General features: G+C 68.7%; 13 protein-coding genes and 1 pseudogene. 8 read left to right on the top strand and 6 right to left on the bottom strand.

What is annotated here, in order from left to right:
• The first annotated feature begins 40 nt into the window (after positions 1-40).
• Positions 41-541 carry a hypothetical protein gene (locus tag AB0C01_RS12640; protein ID WP_357571127.1) on the top strand — a complete coding sequence of 167 codons (501 nt, stop codon included), beginning with the start codon at positions 41-43 and terminating at the stop codon, positions 539-541.
• A gap of 91 nt (positions 542-632) precedes the next feature.
• On the opposite strand, the gene AB0C01_RS12635 is transcribed toward AB0C01_RS12640, so the two are convergent.
• A complete protein-coding gene (locus tag AB0C01_RS12635; protein ID WP_357571126.1) occupies positions 633-1,211 on the bottom strand; it encodes an HD domain-containing protein in 579 nt (192 codons plus the stop codon).
• A gap of 382 nt (positions 1,212-1,593) precedes the next feature.
• Between AB0C01_RS12635 and AB0C01_RS12630 the strand changes: the two genes are divergently transcribed.
• Positions 1,594-2,508 carry a GNAT family N-acetyltransferase gene (locus AB0C01_RS12630; RefSeq protein ID WP_357571125.1) on the top strand — a complete coding sequence of 305 codons (915 nt, stop codon included), beginning with the start codon at positions 1,594-1,596 and terminating at the stop codon, positions 2,506-2,508.
• A 95-nt stretch (positions 2,509-2,603) separates the two neighbouring features.
• Here the strand turns inward: AB0C01_RS12630 and AB0C01_RS12625 are convergent, their stop codons facing one another.
• Entirely contained in the window at positions 2,604-3,173 is a 570-nt protein-coding gene (locus AB0C01_RS12625; protein WP_357571124.1) for a helix-turn-helix domain-containing protein, read from the bottom strand.
• A 92-nt stretch (positions 3,174-3,265) separates the two neighbouring features.
• Here AB0C01_RS12625 and AB0C01_RS12620 point away from each other — a divergent pair, with 92 nt between their 5' ends.
• Both AB0C01_RS12620 and AB0C01_RS12615 read left to right on the top strand, forming a co-directional pair.
• On the top strand, positions 3,266-4,180 hold the full coding sequence (locus tag AB0C01_RS12620) for an alpha/beta fold hydrolase (protein ID WP_357571122.1): 915 nt from the start codon (positions 3,266-3,268) through the stop codon (positions 4,178-4,180).
• Between the two features lie 69 nt (positions 4,181-4,249).
• Positions 4,250-5,101, top strand: a complete 852-nt coding sequence (locus tag AB0C01_RS12615) for a type II CAAX endopeptidase family protein (RefSeq protein ID WP_357571120.1) — start codon at positions 4,250-4,252, stop codon at positions 5,099-5,101.
• Between the two features lie 265 nt (positions 5,102-5,366).
• Here AB0C01_RS12615 and AB0C01_RS12610 read toward each other — a convergent pair whose 3' ends face one another.
• Positions 5,367-6,368 carry a hypothetical protein gene (locus tag AB0C01_RS12610; protein WP_357571340.1) on the bottom strand — a complete coding sequence of 334 codons (1,002 nt, stop codon included), beginning with the start codon at positions 6,366-6,368 and terminating at the stop codon, positions 5,367-5,369.
• 111 nt (positions 6,369-6,479) lie between these two features.
• On the opposite strand from AB0C01_RS12610, the pseudogene AB0C01_RS12605 reads away from it, so the two are divergent.
• A pseudogene (locus AB0C01_RS12605) lies at positions 6,480-6,653 on the top strand (IS5/IS1182 family transposase); the annotation flags it as partial.
• Between the two features lie 31 nt (positions 6,654-6,684).
• On the opposite strand, the gene AB0C01_RS12600 reads toward AB0C01_RS12605, so the two are convergent.
• The 3 genes from AB0C01_RS12600 to AB0C01_RS12590 all read right to left on the bottom strand — a co-directional run bounded on the left by AB0C01_RS12600 (position 6,685) and on the right by AB0C01_RS12590 (position 10,976).
• Positions 6,685-7,332, bottom strand: coding sequence for a hypothetical protein (locus AB0C01_RS12600; RefSeq protein ID WP_357571119.1), 648 nt, complete (start codon positions 7,330-7,332; stop codon positions 6,685-6,687).
• Positions 7,333-7,884: 552 nt separating this feature from the next.
• A complete protein-coding gene (locus AB0C01_RS12595) occupies positions 7,885-8,481 on the bottom strand; it encodes an HD domain-containing protein (RefSeq protein WP_357571118.1) in 597 nt (198 codons plus the stop codon).
• A 215-nt stretch (positions 8,482-8,696) separates the two neighbouring features.
• Positions 8,697-10,976, bottom strand: coding sequence for a glycoside hydrolase family 44 protein (locus tag AB0C01_RS12590; RefSeq protein WP_357571117.1), 2,280 nt, complete (start codon positions 10,974-10,976; stop codon positions 8,697-8,699).
• Between the two features lie 97 nt (positions 10,977-11,073).
• On the opposite strand from AB0C01_RS12590, the gene AB0C01_RS12585 reads away from it, so the two are divergent.
• From AB0C01_RS12585 to AB0C01_RS12575, 3 genes are all read left to right on the top strand, one after another.
• Positions 11,074-11,550 (top strand): YfbM family protein, encoded by a 477-nt coding sequence (locus AB0C01_RS12585; protein ID WP_357250288.1) that lies wholly within the window; start codon positions 11,074-11,076, stop codon positions 11,548-11,550.
• Positions 11,551-11,791: 241 nt separating this feature from the next.
• A complete protein-coding gene (locus AB0C01_RS12580; protein ID WP_357250285.1) occupies positions 11,792-12,250 on the top strand; it encodes a CU044_2847 family protein in 459 nt (152 codons plus the stop codon).
• On the top strand, positions 12,247-16,718 hold a 4,472-nt coding region (locus AB0C01_RS12575), incomplete at its 3' end, for a tetratricopeptide repeat protein (protein WP_357571116.1). The genes AB0C01_RS12580 and AB0C01_RS12575, both read left to right, overlap by 4 nt.

The following is a 16,718-nucleotide window of genomic DNA, read 5'->3' as shown; positions in this document are numbered from 1 at the left end:
CTGGGTTGGCCAGCGGACGAGGCAAGGGCATGATCAGGCGGTGATCTCCTGGCCGACGTGGGATGAGTGGTTGGCGACTCTACCGCCAGATGTCCGCGATTCTGCGTTATCGCTGGCGGAGAGGTTCAAGGAGCTTGGAGCCCAAGACCCGGAGGGGTGGGCAAGGTCGGAGGTCAGCGAGAACATTCCGCAGCTGGCTCGGTTCATGGTTTTGCGCGCCTTGTGGCGGGATGCGATATCTCCGTGGATGGATGCCAGTGCTCTGTACGACGTGGCGGCCGCGCGGCGGTTGGTTGAGGCAGGCGCGGATCCTCACGACGTGCTGCTGGTCGCGCGAGCTGGAGCGTACGAGGCGGTCGTTGCCACGGTGTGCATCCTCGACGAGGGTGGCGGCCCGCACGCGCGCGAGAGCGATCCCGGCTGGCACTTGGTCGAGACGGACGCGGAGTGCAATCCGACGGGCCGCGAGATCGGCGGGCTCCATGAATCTCTGGGGGAGACGGACCCATCCGGCAACGACGGTGCCGACCTGTGGGAGTGACCCGGCTGGGTGACTAATCGGGTGATGATCGGGACGGATGTCAGCGGACGAGCAGGGACCTTCGTGGACGGTTCAGCAGGTGAAGACCGGCTTACTCGTGCGGCGGGGGAGTGAGCCAGGCGAGGGGTTGTCCGCTGAGGGCGGCGTCGGCGAGGCGGTGGGCGCTGGCGGTCTTCAGTGCCGCTCGCGAGCTGTCGATCCAGCGCTGGACGTTGTCGATGCCCTGATGGCGGTACTCGACGGCTTGGACGAGGCATTCCATCTTGTCGGCGTCGCGGGCGACGACGGCTTCCAGCGTCTCGCCGGCTTCGTACTCGGCGACGGCAGCGGTGATGACGTCGGCGACGGCCGGTGGGCAGGCCGCAACCTGGTCGGCGGTGACGGCGGTGTTGGGTACGGCGGTGAGATAGCGCCTGGCGATGTGTGGGATGTCGGTGATCCGGGTTTCCTGGGTGTCGTGCAGAACGCAAAGCATCGACACGCGGGCCGGGTCCGCGCCCTCCATGGCGGCGAGCATCATTCCGATGAGCGAGGTCCGGAACGAGTGCTCGGCGATGGATTCGGGGTGCTTGACGCCAGCGAACCACCAGCCGGTGCGGGCGGCGCGCTTGAGGACGCCGGCCTCGAAGATGAAGCTCATTGCTCCCGCGGCGTCGTGGTCGTCGGTCATCTGCCCGTCCCTGTGCCGGTGAGTGCGTCCGCCCGCAGGCGGTAGACGATAGAGGTTAGTTCCTGCCGCGACTGGTCTGGGACGAGCAGGTCGACAGCACAAGCGCGGCCACCTCAGGAACGAGCGCTCCAAGGTCCGCCTCCAACGCCTGCCCGATACCAGCATCGCCCACCTTCCGATTGTGCAAGTCACGAGCCCGTTGCCCGGTCGATCGACAATCGGCTGTCCGCGCGTACGTCTTAGCATTGCGAGCAGCGGTCCGTAGCGCGGGTGCGGCGGTCGGCGCGATGACCGGGCGTGCAGTCCTCCGCGGCGGTGGCACCAAGAAGGCGGGACAGTGGCGGTTGAGCGGTTCGGTTCATTGGCAGAGGCTGGCGTCACGATGCGGCCCTATGTGGGTGCCAGTGACATTGCCGGCGTCCAGGCCGTCCGTGCCGAGGTGCACCGGGTCGACGGCGATCTCTCGCTGCCCGGTCCCGATACCAGCGATGACCCCAACGGCGTACACCCGTTCTGTCTGATCGCCCAAGGCAATTCGGGGCGAATCGTGGGCTTCACCTGGATGGACTGGTGGTCCGAAGCGGCCGATACCCGGGTCTACCTGCTGAGTGGCTGTGTGAGCCCAGCGTGGCGCAGACGGGGCATCGGCAGCGCCATGCTGCGGTGGCAGGAGGCACAGGCCATCGAGTTCGACGGCAGCAGGCCGGTCGGCGGTCGGAGCGTCTTCGGCGCGAACGTGGGCGAGCACCAGCCGGGCAAGCTGGCACTGCTGACAGCTCACGGTTACCGGGTCGCGTTCACGGTCGTTGACATGGCCCACGACCTCAGCGGCTTACCGGACGGCGACATTCGGCTGCCCGAAGGGCTCGTCCAGCGTCCGGTCGAGGCTGCCCACCATCCCCAGATCCACCAGGTGATCGAGGAGTGCTTCGCGGGATCACGTAACGGCCACCGGCCCAGGACCTACGAGGAGTACCTCCGCGACGTCCAGGACATCGACATCTGGTGCGTCGTTTGGGCGGGGGACGACATCGCCGCGGTCGTGGTGAACGAGTTGCAGGCCGACGGCACCGCGTTGACGCCGTGGGTTGCCGTGGGCACCGCGTGGCGTCGGCGGGGCGTCGGTCTCGCGGTGATGAGGCGCACGCTGCGTATGTTGGCGGAGGCGGGAGCGTCGACGGCCCGACTCGGCACGGTCGCGGAGAACCCGAACAACAGCGTTCGGTTGTACGAGAAGGTGGGATACCGGGTGACGGCCTGGCGACCCCGTTACCGCAAACCAGTCGAGGCGCGCTGAGCTGAGGCGGCGGGATCCTCTCGAAGGCTTACTCCTGCGGCGGGGGAGTGAGCCAGGCGAGGGGCTGTCCGCTGAGGGCGGCGTCGGCGAGCGCGTTACTCGGTCGGGGGCCGGGTGGTTGTGGCCGATTCAGGTGGCGTCGATGGCGTGTCCGGTACGACGACGAGGCTGACGACGCGGCGGGTCCGGCCGTCGCGGGTGTTGCCGGTCCGACTGACGACGGCGTGTTCGATCTCGGCGACCATCGTGGCGAACTCTTCGTCGGTGAGCCAGACGGCGGCCTGTCGGTAGACCACGCCGTCGCGGTGGGGGTCGGCGTGTTCATGGGCGAGGTAGCGGTCGAAGTCGCCAAGCAGTGACGCCGCGAACGTGGTGTAGGCGCGTCGGTGATCGTCGAGGGTCATCGCGGCCCGCGCGGCGGGGCTGACCGTGCCCTGTTCCTGGCGTACGCGGTAGCTGCGCTCCACCGTGCCGCGTACTCGCCGCTCGTCGACCACCTCCAGCACGCCCGCCTCGACCAACACGGCGATGTGCCGGTACATCGTCGCTGGGGGGATGTCGGGTAGGCGCTCGCGGAGCTGTGTGGTGGTCAGCGGGTCGGTGTCGAACAGCGTTTGCAGGATGCGCATCCGGACGGGGTGCAGGAGAAGGTCTGCGGTTGCCATGGACCCATCTTCCCACATACGATAATGTTCCCACGGTTGATAATGTTCGCGATGCTGAGAATGATAGGAGGTGGCGCATGACGGATGTCGACATGACGGCTGTCGCAGACGACGGACTTGCCCTGGTCGGCACGCTGACCCTGCCCGTCGGTCCCGGACCGCACCCGGCCGTCCTGATCCTGCACGGCTCCGGACGGCTGGATCGCGACTCCAACACCGCGCGCCTCCGGATGGAGCTCGGGCCACCAGTGGCCAGCAGGCTGGCAGAGGCCGGGATCGCCACGTTGCGGTACGACCGGCGCGGTGTCGGCGCCACGGGCGGCGACTGGCGCGCGACCGGATTCGCCGCCGGTCGGCACGACGCCGCCGCCGCGCTACGCGCCCTCGTCGCGCGACCCGATATCCGGGCGGACGCCGTTGGCGTGCTCGGGCACAGCGAGGGTGCCGTTCACGCCATGTCGCTTGGGGCACGCCCGGAGGTCGCGGCGGTGGTGCTGCTGGCCGGGTTCGCCCGCCGAGGGGAGGACGCCCTGCGCTGGCAGGCCGCAATGATCGCCCGCGACCTCCCCGCTCCCGTACGACCGCTGCTACCGATCCTGCGATCCCTGGCCAACCGCCAACTCGCCCGAATCAAGACGTCCAGCACGGACGTGGTGCGCGTCCTCGGGAGGCCAACCAACGCCCGGTGGCTGCGGGAGCTGCTCGACCACGACCCGCGCTCCGACCTGGCGAACATCAAGGCTCCCGTCCTGGCCATCACCGGCGGCAAGGACGTCCAGGTCGACCCGGCCGACCTGGACGAGATCCGCCGGCTGGTGCCCGGCGACGTCACGGTGCACCGGATTCCCGACCTCACCCACGTGCTGCGTCGCGACTTCGGCCGTCCGTCGGTGCGCTCCTACCGGCGACTGCTCCGCCAGCCGGTCGACCCCGACCTGCTCGCGCAGGTGGTCGGCTGGCTCGCCCACCGACTACACGAGACGCCCGACACGGTTCGTGCCGGGTGACCGATGGCTCACCCCCACCCAGAGCCAACCCCAACAACCCCTGCTCCTAACCCCGCGAAGGGAACTGGCGTGACCACCGCAACCTCTGCTCGCCGACACGACGGCCTCACCACCTTCTGGATCGTCACGTTCGCCTGGACCTTCGCCTTCTGGCTTTTCGCGGTCACACTCGATGGACCGGCGATGACGTCCCCCACCGTCGTTCCGTACCTTCTCGGCGGATTCGGCCCGGCGATCGGCGCGATCGCCGTCCGGATACGGCGCCATCGCCGTCGTCAACCGATCCCCGCCCACACGGTGCGACTTCGGCTGCGCCCACGGCTGTTCTGGGCGCTGCCCATGCTGGCCCTGGCATCGGGGACCGTACTGGCAGCCGCACTGCTCGCGGAGTTCCTGGGAGGCCCCGCAGTGAGCCTGACCGAAGGGCGCGAGTTGATCGCGACGGCGGGCGGAACCGTACCGTTCCTGATCAGCATGCTGGTGGGTGGTCCGTTGGCCGAGGAGCCCGGTTGGCGTGGCACGGCCTACCCACGCCTGCGCGCGTCGATGAGCCGCCTGCGCGCCGGTCTGCTGCTGGGCACCGCCTGGGCGGTGTGGCACCTGCCGCTGTTCTTCATCGACGGGACTCTTCAGTCCGAGTTCGGCCTGGTCAGCTGGAGTGGCCTGTTGTTCACGCTCAGCGTCTTCCCGATGGCACTGCTCACCGGCTACGCCTACGAGCTCGCCGGGGTCGCGGCATCGATCGCGGTCCACTTCGGCGTGAACACCACCATCGCGCTGCTCACCCTCAAGGCACCCGCCGCCCAGGCGCTCGTCCTGGCGGTACAGATCATCGTTGCGGCCGCGCTGCTGGCCGCACCACGCGACCGTGGCCAGGACCGACCGGCGCTGGGCCACCGCGAATTGGCTGATCTGCGGTGAACGGGTGGCTGATCGCACGCGACGCCCAGCGGTAAGACGGGCCGTGGACTTCGCTGCGTACCGAATCAAGGGCTGACCTCGGCGCATGCCCTCACCTGCGAGATGACCGACGCCTTGCTGGCCCCGGCTGCACGTCGGGGCCAGCAAGGCCAGCGGGCGCTGTAGCGGTTGGCCGGTGCTAAGGCAGGCACGGACACCGCGCGTCCTGCCCGCGCCGGCCGGCTTGCCGACCTGGCACGGCAGTGCCTCATCATTCCGGATGTCATCACACTGTATTGCTCGCCCAGTAGTCCCGCTCGGGCAGCAGAACCCAGTGGTCGGCGGGGCCGGTGATGCATCGGGCGTCGACGGGACGGAGGCTGACGAACGCGCACGAGTATGCGGGGGCCTGCGACCTGTAGAGGTAGCTGAGCAGGATCATCTGGCTGGTGTCTGCGCTCCACGGGGCACCGCCGGGATGCAGGTCCCAGCCGATCGTCTCCCCGTCGCGGTGAATGCTGCCCTGGTTGCCGCTCTTCGGGTTCGCGTACAGGCCGTAGGCGATCGTGCCGACGGACAGCAGCCGACCGACCAGGGGTGTCTGCGGCTGGTATCCCCACGGCTGGGTGATCACGCAGCCGCCGGGTACGTCGGTGACGCCGACGAGCAGCAGATCGTTCATCTCCGAAAGCCAGACCCAGTCGTGCTCGTCGCCTGGATCGGGATCCTCGTCGACGTCGATGTCGTAGTGGGCGAGAAGCTCGTCCTCGGTCATCGGGGTGCCGTCGAGCCGGCGGATCGCCTCGGTCGCGTCGATCTCCGCGACGCAGAGAAGCCCGGTCCCGTCGTAGTGGTCGACCTGCAAACGGTCGCCCAGTTCACCGGCCAACGCGACGGCTTCCCGCTCGGCCGGGCTCAGCTCGACCCCGGCCGGCGCGGTGCCGAACAGGTCGGGTTCGGGGCCGGCGAGGCTCAGCCGACCGGGTGACCAACCGGCCATCATCGGCTGCCACGGGTCCGCACCAGCGGCCGCCAGCACCCGGGCGTTGTCGTGCCGCCGCGCGTGAACCGCCAGCCACAGCGGGGACCGGCCGTCGGACACGCAGTCGACATCGCTCGCCGCCGCGGCCATCGCCGCCACGACTGCTGGCGACCAGTGCTCCGCAGCGACGTGCAGGGCCGAGTCATGCCCGAGTGGCATGCAGGGATCGGCTCCCGCCGCCAGACGAGCCCGCACCTCGTCCTCGTCGCCGCCGTCCCACAACTGCACGCCGTCCCACCCCGTCATGACCCGCCCTCCGGTCGCCCGTCTACACGCGCGACGTTAATCGGGACCCGTCTCGGAGTAGGCCGGTCCCGCACCTGCCCCGACCTCGTCCTGGCGGACAAGGCCTACACCAGCCGCGGCGGACGCCCGCCCACGTTCGACCGAGACCTCTACCGGATGCGACATGCCGTCGAGAACGGCATCAACAGGCTCAACCGCCACCGCGCCGTGGCCACCCGCTACGACAAGTTGGCCGTCCGGTTCCAGGCCGTCCTGACCATCACCATCATCTGCGAATGGCTCTGACCGGGCTTATAAAAAAGCCTTAGTTGCAGTATTAGGCGGCAGCTGGTTCGGACACGATTCGCAGCCAGCGAGACCGGTGGAAGATCGGGTCCTCGGCGAGGACCATGCATTCCCAGCTACCGTCGCGTCGTCCGGAGCGGCGGTCCGGTCCGTTGAACTGGCTGAGCCCGGTGGGCCCCCCATATCGGTGAATGCCCTCGTTGGTGGCGACCTCGTTGCCGCACCACGTCAGCTCGTCACCGGCCTCGTGCAGGGCGGTGGAGGTGCCTGACATCACCAGCGTGTGGGCATGTTCGGCGACGAACAGTGCCTGCAGCGCCGGGTTGTATGTCGGGCCGGCCGGCGGGCGCGGAGCCGGTGCCGACATTGTCGCGGGGGCCCCGGGGCCACGGCGTAGCGTCGCACGGATCGTCGGCCAGGCCGACGGTCGTAGCGGCACATCGCGGCGCACGATGAGGAGGTCGGCCAATCCCTGGCCGTCACGCCAGGACGCGGCGGTATCGCTGGGTTCGTTCATCCGCAACGGCAGAAACACCGCGCTGTGTGGGCTGACCGCCGCCAGCCGGAACAGCGCCCCGAGGCGAAGTAGATCCGCACGGGAGCTGATAAGAGCGCCGGTGTGCTGCCACAGCACATTGGTGATGTGGGTGTTGCGAAGTGGAGCCGCCATCGTGATCACCCGCCGTAGCTGGGCGCTACGGGACACGTGGTGAACGCGTAAGCGGAGGCGCATGCGCGCCGCGTCCGGAGGGCTGGTCACTGAGGCACGGTAGGCCGGCGCCTGTTCAGGCCAATCGTGAATTCCCACAACGTGGCCGGGGAATCCGCCTTCAGGTCCAACACGTCAATGCACCACGTGGCTCCGCCTCGGACACCACCACCATGACCACTCCGGATCACGGCCGGTTTGCCCTGGATCGTCAGCCAGGTCACCGCCACGCCGTGACCTTCACCGGCCACCCACGACTTCTGAAACACGCCTTAAGTGTGCCGGTGCTCCGGCGATACCGGGCAGACGCAGAGCTGCAGATTGATCCCGGCGATGTCGCTAGCCGGGCGAGGGCGAACGTCTGCGTCTGGTTGAACCGCGCTCGCTGATCCGGGCGAACCACGGTCTGGGTTCCGGCGAGGATAGCAGCGAGTACAGCGCAAATGCCGACGACGACGCCCGGCACTCGCTGGGCGAAGGCCGTCGCGCCGGCGGCGCCGGCGAGCATGGTTGCAGGGACGCTCAGACGAGCGGCTGCCGGTAGCGGTGGGAGAGTGATACTAGGTCCGGCTCGCCGAACGTCTTGACCATCGCCGCGAATCGGTCAACTTTGTCATCGCCGAAACGCCGCACGCTGGCAGCGAAGGAGCTTGCGGTGAGGAACGTCGGGGGTGTCGTTTTGCTGTGGAATTTGTCCGCGTACATCACCAGTTGCTCCTCCACGGTGTCTGCCGTGTAGTCCCGTACCGGAAGTGGCAAGCCTTGCCGCACCACGTCGTCGCGGGTGAGCCCGACACCGGTGTGATGGGAGCAGAACCTGTTCACCAGTTCGGGGAACCCGAGCTCGCGCAGCATCGTGTGGCCGAGTATCCCGTGCCGGACGTAGGTTCCGTGATCGAGCTGTCCTGCATCGTTGTACAGGCGGTAGACGCCGATGTCGTGCAGGAGACTGCCCGCACGCACGAGCGCGGTGTCCAGGGGAACGGGGTATCTGCCCAGGAGTTGCTCCGCGACCTCGCAGATGATTTGGCAGTGGGTGTAGACGAGTTCGAAGGCGCCTTTGGTCGGCGCGAACCGCTCGTGCAGTGCCCGGATCTGCTCGTCGGTAGGAAGGGACACCGGATGGTCGTACCTCAAGCGGTTAACTCCTCCGTGGCCATCGAGCAGTAGCTGGCAGCCGTGATGAGGCCGAGGCGCCGGTAGAGGCTGCGGTGGTTGCCAAGATATCTCGCTTCACTCCCATCACGTCGAGTCAGCGAGGGGTCCGGGGTGCAGCTGCACCCCGGACCCCAGGCCTGCTCCGCCGGCGTGGCCCGGCGGAGGGCTCTCTCAGGTCACCCGCAGCGTTGACCGTTGAGGGTGAAGGCGGTCGGCGCCGGGTTGGTGCCGCTCCACGTGCCGTTGAAGCCAATGCTGGTGGACGCGCCGGGGGCGAGCTTGCCGTTCCAACTCATGCTGTCCGCGGTGACGCTCGCGCCGCTCTGTTTCCAGGTGGCCGACCAGCCCTGATCGACCTTCTGGCCGGTGGTGGGGAAGTCGAAGCCGAGTTTCCAGCCGTCGATCGCGGTGGTGCCGGTGTTCTTGATCGTCACGGACGCGGTGAAGCCGCCCGGCCAGCTGTTCGCCGTGTAGCCGACCGTGCAACCGCCGGTCGGGGCGGTGGGCGCGGTCCGCACGGCCAGGCCGGGCGAGACCGTCGAGACGTTGCCCGCCGCGTCGCGGGCGGTCACCACAAAGGTGTACGGGGTGTCCGGCGTCAGCCCGGTCACGGTGAACGTGGTGCCGGTGGCGCTGCCCACCTTCACGGGGCCGGTGGTGTCGACCCGGTGCACGTCGTAGCCGGTGACGGCGGTGTCGTCGGTGGACGGCGTCCAGGTCAGCGCGACGCTGTCGCCGGTGATCGTGCCGGCGGTCGGCTTACCCGGGACGGTCGGCGCCTGGGTGTCGCTGGGCGTGGTGCTGCGGGGCAGCACCAGGTGGGTGATCGAGTTGGCCGGGAACGTGGCCGTGAGGCCGCTGCCGGTCACCGGCAGGTCGGCCTCCCGGACGACGCCGGCGAGGTTCGCCCCGCTGTAGCGGTAGACCTGGGCGGTGCTGGCGGAGGCACCGGTGAGGGCGACCGGGCTGGTCAGGTCGTCGCCGGTCTTGTTGACGACGACCAGGGTGAGCGCCTTGTCGGCGCTGCGCTCGGCGGCGTACACGGCCAGTTTGCCCTGGTCGGCGCTTGTCGCCCGGACGGAGGTCTCGCCGAACGCGCCGCCCTTGCCGTCGTAGTTGCGGTAGACGCGGAAGGCGTTGGCCACCGGCTGGTCGGCCGTGGGTGCGGTCCAGAGGGTGGCCAGGTCGAGCCCTTCGCGGCCGAAGATGCCGAGAACGTCAGCCTGGGCGAGCGCGCCGTTGAGCGACCCGAAGGCGCCCCAGTTGTACTCGGTCATCGCGACCTTCGTACCCGGGTAGTGCTGGTCGACCAGCTCGCGCAGTCGCGGAATGTACCGGACCGGACTGTTGATCCAGCTCTCGTCCACGTAGGTCGGGTCCCAGAGCTGGCGGGTCGAGCGCAGCCGCAACGCCTGGGTGTTGGCGTCGCCGGCGGCCTCGCCCAACACGCCGGCCTGCTGCGGGTAGAGGTGGACGTCGAAGTAGTCGAGGATGCGGGTGCCGTGCTGCTGCTCGTACTCGCGCATCCGGTCCAGGTACCACGGGCCGAGGTCCTGGCCGCCGTGCGCGGCCTTGTCCGGCGGGTTCGACCAGCAGCCGGTACGCGAGCAGGTGTCCTGGTCGAGGCCCGAGAAGAGGATCGAGTTCAGGCCCCAGCCGACGGGACCGAGTGTCTTCGCGCCCGGGTCGGCAGCCTTGATCGCGGCGGCGTACTCGTAGGTGCGGTCGCGTAGCTCGTCGTAGCCCAGCCCGGTCGGGCGGACGTCGCGGTGGGTGGAGTGCCACAGGTCCGGTTCGTTGTCCAGGTTGTAGAACTGGACCCCACCGTCGGCGGCAGCGCCGAACTGCCCCTTGAGATGGTTGACGAAGTCGGTGGCGTACTCCGCACCGACGGCGACGCTGGTGTCCTCCGGGTCGTTGCCGGTGACCGGTGACCCGTCCGGCTTGATGCCGTTGCCGCAGTCCGGTGCCCAGGTGTCGGTGGACTGCTGCGGGCCGTACTTGGCGACGCTGAAGCCACACGCCCGCGACCGGTCCTTGGCGATCCAGCCGAGCATCGGCATGGTCATGACCGTGGCAGCGCCGGTGGCCTTGTTCTGCTGCACGAACCGGTCGGACTCCGAGCCCTCCGGGAGGTCGTCCGGACTGGGGTTGTCGTTGGGGATGTTCTCGAAGTACCAGTCCGCGGCGCGGTTGGTGGTGTCGGCACGGAAGTTGTAGCGGGTGGTGGCGTTGCCGCCGTAGCGGTGCACGGGCAGCCGCAGGTCGCGGGCGAGAGCCTCGTCGGCGAAGTTCATGCCGTAGACGTACGGGCTGATCTGGTGTCGGGCGGCGGTGGTGTCGACGGTGAGTGCCGGGCCGGCCGCGGCCAGGGCGGGCTCCGGCAGGGCCAGACCGCCGAGGGCCGTGGCGAGCACGACTGGGAGTAGAACGGTGGTGGTGGGACGCACGAGCATTCCTTTCGCATAGGAGCTCGACGATGGGAGCGCTTCCACAGCGTTGCGCCTTCCTGGCTCCGAGTCAACGTCGCACCCCTCCCGTACGATCGCCGGCATGTTGGGGGTGCACTTCGCCATTACGTCCGAGCAGGAGCGCTCGCTGCTGGCGGCCGACGACGACAGGGTGGGCGAGTTCCTTGAGGAGATCGAGGAGTCTTGGTACGACGACACCTTCAGGGTTGACACCGACAAAGCCTGGGACGCCATCCACCGCTGCCTGACCGATGGCACGCTCGACCCGGACGGTGGCCCGTATCCGTTGTCCCACGCGGTGCTCGGTGGCCGGCACCTCCACGATGACTATTACGTCGTGTACGTCAGCGCCGCCGAGGTCCGGGATGTGGCCGAGGCCCTGCGAACCATCGACCGAGTCTGGCTACGCCTCCGCTTCGATGCGATCGACGGCAGCGACTACGACGGGGCCCAGGACGACGACGATTTCGAGTACACCTGGAGCAACTTCGCTGACGTGCAGGCGTTCTACGACCGAGCCGCTAAAGCGGACCGCTCAGTGATCTTTACCGCCACCTGAGTCACGTCGCCAACTCGCCGAACCTCTGCCATGGTGCGGGCGCTCACGACGCTCGATGCGTCCTCTTAGGTTCGATCTGTCCAATTTGTTGAATTTGTAATTGGACTCTCTCGTGGATTGAAAATTGATTGTCGGATGGCTGACATATTTTCGTTCGTCTGGGGCGTTGGGTGTTTGGTGTTGTGTGCTTCGTTTTGACCGCTGCCTAGCCTCTATCTAATCTTTATCTGGGTGTTTCCGCTTGCTGGTCAGATGGTTCCTACCATTTTTCGGCGAAGGAGTCTGGGTGGCGCAGACGGTTGCGGTGCGGGTGGGGGCGGTCGAGGTACTCGTCGAGGTCGTGCCGGTGGGTGGTTCCCAGCAGACGTCGGCACGTGAGCGCGTTGATCGGGCCGTGGACTATGCGGCGGGTGCGTTCGAACGGGCGCAGTCGGCGGTGGAGGAGATCGCGGTGTCGACGGCGCGGATGGTTGGCCGGGTCACGCGCCGCGTCGGTAGCCCGGAGTCGGTGGAGGTCGAGTTCGGGCTGAAGGTGTCGGCCAAAGGTGACGTGATCGTCGCCGGCGCCTCGGGCGAGGCGTCACTGAAGGTGAAGATCATTTATGGCGCAACTGCTGACCGTGCGCTTCGAGGGCCGGGGGAAGCGGACCCGGACGACGCCGACACCGACGCCGAGGAAGCGCAGGACGGCGCGTCATGACCGTGCGGGTGGCCGGGTACGACTTTCTCGGCTGGGTCGCTGCTGACGATGCGGTACCTGTCGGCACGTGTTTCCAGGTCGAGTCAGCTGTGCTGGTCACCGCCCACCACGTTCTCGCGGAGATCGGTGCGGCGGCGGTGGGATCCGTGGTGCGGATCGGGCCCGTCGGCGGCCGTGCGGGGTGGGACGCCACGGTGCAACGCGTCGACGAGGTGCACGACCTGGCGGTCCTGCGTGCCGAGCAGCCGCTGGCGGGGTCTGTGTCGCAGGTGGTCGCCTCCGACGGGGTGCGGGACAACGAGCCGGTGACGACGGCCGGCTATCCGACGGTCGAGGACGACGGGCACGAGTACGAGCTGCTGACCGCGGGGGGCCACTGGCGTGGCCCGGCGTTGCGGGACGGCGTGTTGTGGTCGCGTCTGCAGGCGGACGCGGTAATGCCCGGTATGAGCGGTGCGCCGGTGCTGCGGGCGTCCGACCGGGCGGTGGTTGGCGTCGTCTCCGGCCGCTACAACTCGCAGGACGGCTGGTTGGCAGGTGCGGTGTGGGTGTCCCGGGTTGAAGACCTGTCCACGCTGCTGGATGGGGTGGCGTCGGTCGTCGTCGAGGAGACGGTGCCGGCGAATGGGCTGCTGGACCTGGTGCTGACGGTGTCGCAGTCGCAGGTGCGCCTGTCGGGGTGTGGACAGGATGTGACGGCGGCACACCGTGGTGTGTCGCCCGGCCTGGCCAACGCGTTGCAGGACGTACGTCGGGAACGCGCTCGCCGCCGTGTGGTGACGCGTGATCTCGCTGCCGCCGGCCAGGCCGCCGGTGTGGTGTCGTTGCGGCGCGCCGGTGAGCTGTTGGCGGAATCGTTTCTGCCGGTCACGGTGGCACAGGCGCTGGCCCGGGTGATCCGCCGGGCGCAGCGGGAGTATGTGCCGGTGCGGGTGGGGGTGCAGGCGCCGGACTGGTGGTGGCTGCCGTGGGAGGCGTTGCCGGAGCCGGTGACCGGCCGTCCGATGGTGCTGCACGAGCTGGTGTCGGTGTATCGGAGGGTGGAGGCGGCGGGTTCCCGGTCGGCAGCGGCGCCGGGTCCGTTGCGGATCGTGGTGGCGATCGCGTCGCCGGAGTCCGGCGGTGGTCCGCTGCTGGATTACGAGCGGGAGTTGGGCAGCGTCCTGGACGCGGTGCACGGGGCGCACCGCAGCCGGGCGGTGGTGCGGATCCTGCCGTTCGCCACGACGGCGGCCATCCGTGCGGTGCTGGCCGAGGACACCACGCACGTGTTGCATCTGTCCGCGCACGGTGCGCCGGGCATCCTGCACCTGGAGGACGAGCAGGGTCGTTCCCGGTCGGTGGATCCGGAGACCCTGATGGCGGAGGCGATCCCGGAGGGCCGGATGCCGCGGGTGATCTCACTGGCCGCCTGCTACACCGATGCCGACGGCGAGGACGGCGCGGGGTCGTTCGCCGCCAGGATGGCCCGGCGGGGCGCGGGCGCGGTGATCGCGACGCAGACCTCGGTCACCGACGCGTACGCCACGAGATTGTTCGCCGCCGTGTACGCCGAGCTGGCAGCTTCGGCGCGGCCGGACGTGGTCGCGGCGGTGGCACAGGCCCGTCGGCGCGTGCAACGAGACCTCGCGACCGCCCCGGACCCGCTGATCCAGGCGGTTGCGGGCATGGACGAGTGGAGTGTGGTCAGCGTGCTGGCCGCCGCACCGTCGGTGACCGTCGCGGACGGCGCCGCACCAGCCGAAGCTCGCGCGGAGACCGTGCCGGACCTGGGCGGCCTACTCGCCCGGCCGGTCGGGCAGTTCGTCGGTCGCCGGCACGCCCAGCGCACCCTGCCCGGTCTCCTCACTGACGGCACCGGTACGGCGGTGCTGCTGCACGGTATCGGTGGGGTCGGGAAGACCACCCTGGCCGCCGAGGTGGTCCGCCGGCTGCTGGACACATCGTCGGACTGGCGTCTGGTCACCGTGACCGGGCCGGTCACCGTCGACGGGCTGCTGACCGCGCTCGCCGACGCGGCCCGTCGAGAGTTGGTGCTGCGGGAACAGTTCACCGGCCCGCCGATGGTTGCGGTGCAGGCGGCCGGCCGGGTGGATCTGCCCTGGTCCGACCGGTTCGCTCTGTTGCGCGATCAGGTCCTGGCCGGCACGAGGATCCTGGTGGTGCTGGACAACTTCGAGGACAACCTGATCCAGGACAGCGGCATTGACGCCGGTTGGTCGATCGCGGATCCGGGGCTGGCAGGGTTGCTGGCCGCCTGGTTGGTCAGCCCCGGCCGTAGCCGGCTGTTGATCACCAGCCGCTACCGGTTCGGGCTACCCGACCCGGCCGCCGAACGGCTGCATCCTTATCAGGTGCCTCCGCTGAGCTTGGCCGAGGCCCGGAAGCTGCTGTGGTCGCTGCCCCGCCTGGACCGGCACGCCGCCGATGTCGACGCGCAGCAGCGCATCTGGCAGACAGTCGGTGGACACCCCAGGGCCTTGGAGTACCTCGACGCGCTGCTGCCCAGCAGCGGCGGCGACCCTGCGGGACAGGGCCGCTTCTCCGACATCACCCGACGCCTACGCCAGGCCGTCGAAACACGGCTCGGTCCCGCCGACACGGCCGCGTGGCTCGCCCAACAGCGCACCTTGGACGCGGCGCTGGCCGACACGGTCACGCTGGCCGCCGACGATGTCCTGCTTACCGAGCACCTGACCCGCCTCGACCCCATCGAGGGCGCGGTCCGGCTGCTGGCCGGGATCAGCGTCTACCGCGAACCAGTCGACGTCAACGGGCTGCTGTTCCAGGTGGGCGTCGCGGACCCGGATGCCGATCTGGAAGCGCAGCCCCACGGCATGACAGAGGCAGCCGCGCAGATAAGTGACCTGCTGTCGCGATACGGACTCGATCTGTACGGGCTAACGGAGGCACTCGGGCAGGACAGTCCGCTGACCCCGGCAGACGGCGAACGTCTCGCCCAGCTAATCGAAAAGGCACGCCAACCGCCTCAGCCCCCGTTCGCCGCACCACCGGGCATGACGGAGTTAGTCCGGCAACTCGCCACGACCAGTCTGATCGCCATCGTCGATGACGGCCGGGTGGTGATGCACCGCTGGACCGCCACCGAACTGCATCGTCACTGGAATACCGACCACGGTCCGCACCACCACCCCGGGCTGGTCACCGCCGCTCACCACGCCGCCGCGACATTCTGGCGGTGGCGCGTCGAGACCTGGCCGCAAGATCGGTTCGACGACCTCCACGACCTCGACGAAACCCGTCATCACCTGCTGGCCATCGATGATCTAGAAACCGCCGGAACCATCACTAAGCGCATCTGCGGCCAACTCGACGAGTGGGGGGCATGGGACCGAGAAGTCAGCCTCATCTACGACACCCTTCGCTGGCTTCCAGAAAACTCCCCCCGCCGCCCGGCCTGGTACCAGCAGCTCGGCGTAGTCGCCCAGCGCCGGGGCGACTACGCCGAGGCCGAGCGCCGCTACCTGCAATCGTTGACCATCAACGAGGAGCTGGGCGACCGGGCCGGCATGGCCAGCAGCTTCCACCAGCTTGGCATCCTCGCCCAGGATCGGGGCGACTACGCCGAGGCCGATCGCGGCTATCAGCAATCGCTGACCATCAAAGAGGAGCTGGGTAACCGGCTGGGCATGGCCGACAGCTACGGTCAGCTCGGCATCCTCGCCCACCTTCGGGGCGACTACGCCGAGGCCGAGCGCCGCTACCTGCAATCGTTGACCATCAACGAGGAGCTGGGCGACCGGGCCGGCATGGCCACCAGCTACCACCAGCTCGGCATCCTCGCCCAGCGCCGGGGCGACTACGCCGAGGCCGAGCGCCGCTACCTGCAATCGCTGAGCATCAACGAGGAGCTGGGCGACCGGGCCAGCATGTCCAGCAGCTACCACCAGCTCGGGATCCTTGCCAATGATCGGGGCGACTACGCCGAGGCCGATGGCCGCTATCAGCAATCGCTGACCATCGACGAGGAGTTGGGCGACCGGGCGGGCGTGGCCGGCAGCTTCCACCAGCTTGGCATCCTCGCCCAGCTTCGGGGCGACTACGCCGAGGCCGAGCGCCGCTACCTGCAATCGCTGACCATCAACGAGGAGCTGGGTAATCGGGCTGGCATGGCCAGCAGCTTCCACCAGCTTGGCATCCTCGCCCAGGATCGGGGCGACTACGCCGAGGCCGAGCGCCGCTACCTGCAATCGCTGACCATCAACGAGGAGCTGGGTAATCGGGCTGGCATGGCCAGCAGCTACGGTCAGCGCGGCATCCTCGCCCACCTTCGGGGCGACTACGCCGAGGCCGAGCGCCGCTATCAGCAATCGCTGATTATCGACGAGGAGCTGGGTAATCGGGTGGGCGTGGCCAGCAGCTTCCACCAGCTTGGCATCCTCGCCCAGGATCGGGGCGACTACGCCGAGGCCGAGCGCCGCTACCTGCAATCGCTGACCATCAACGA

The sequence above is a fragment of the Micromonospora sp. NPDC048905 genome (assembly GCF_040649655.1).
Classification (GTDB): domain Bacteria; phylum Actinomycetota; class Actinomycetes; order Mycobacteriales; family Micromonosporaceae; genus Micromonospora.
Note: the sequence above shows the minus strand (reverse complement) of the source record. Positions and strands in the feature narration are given on the sequence as shown.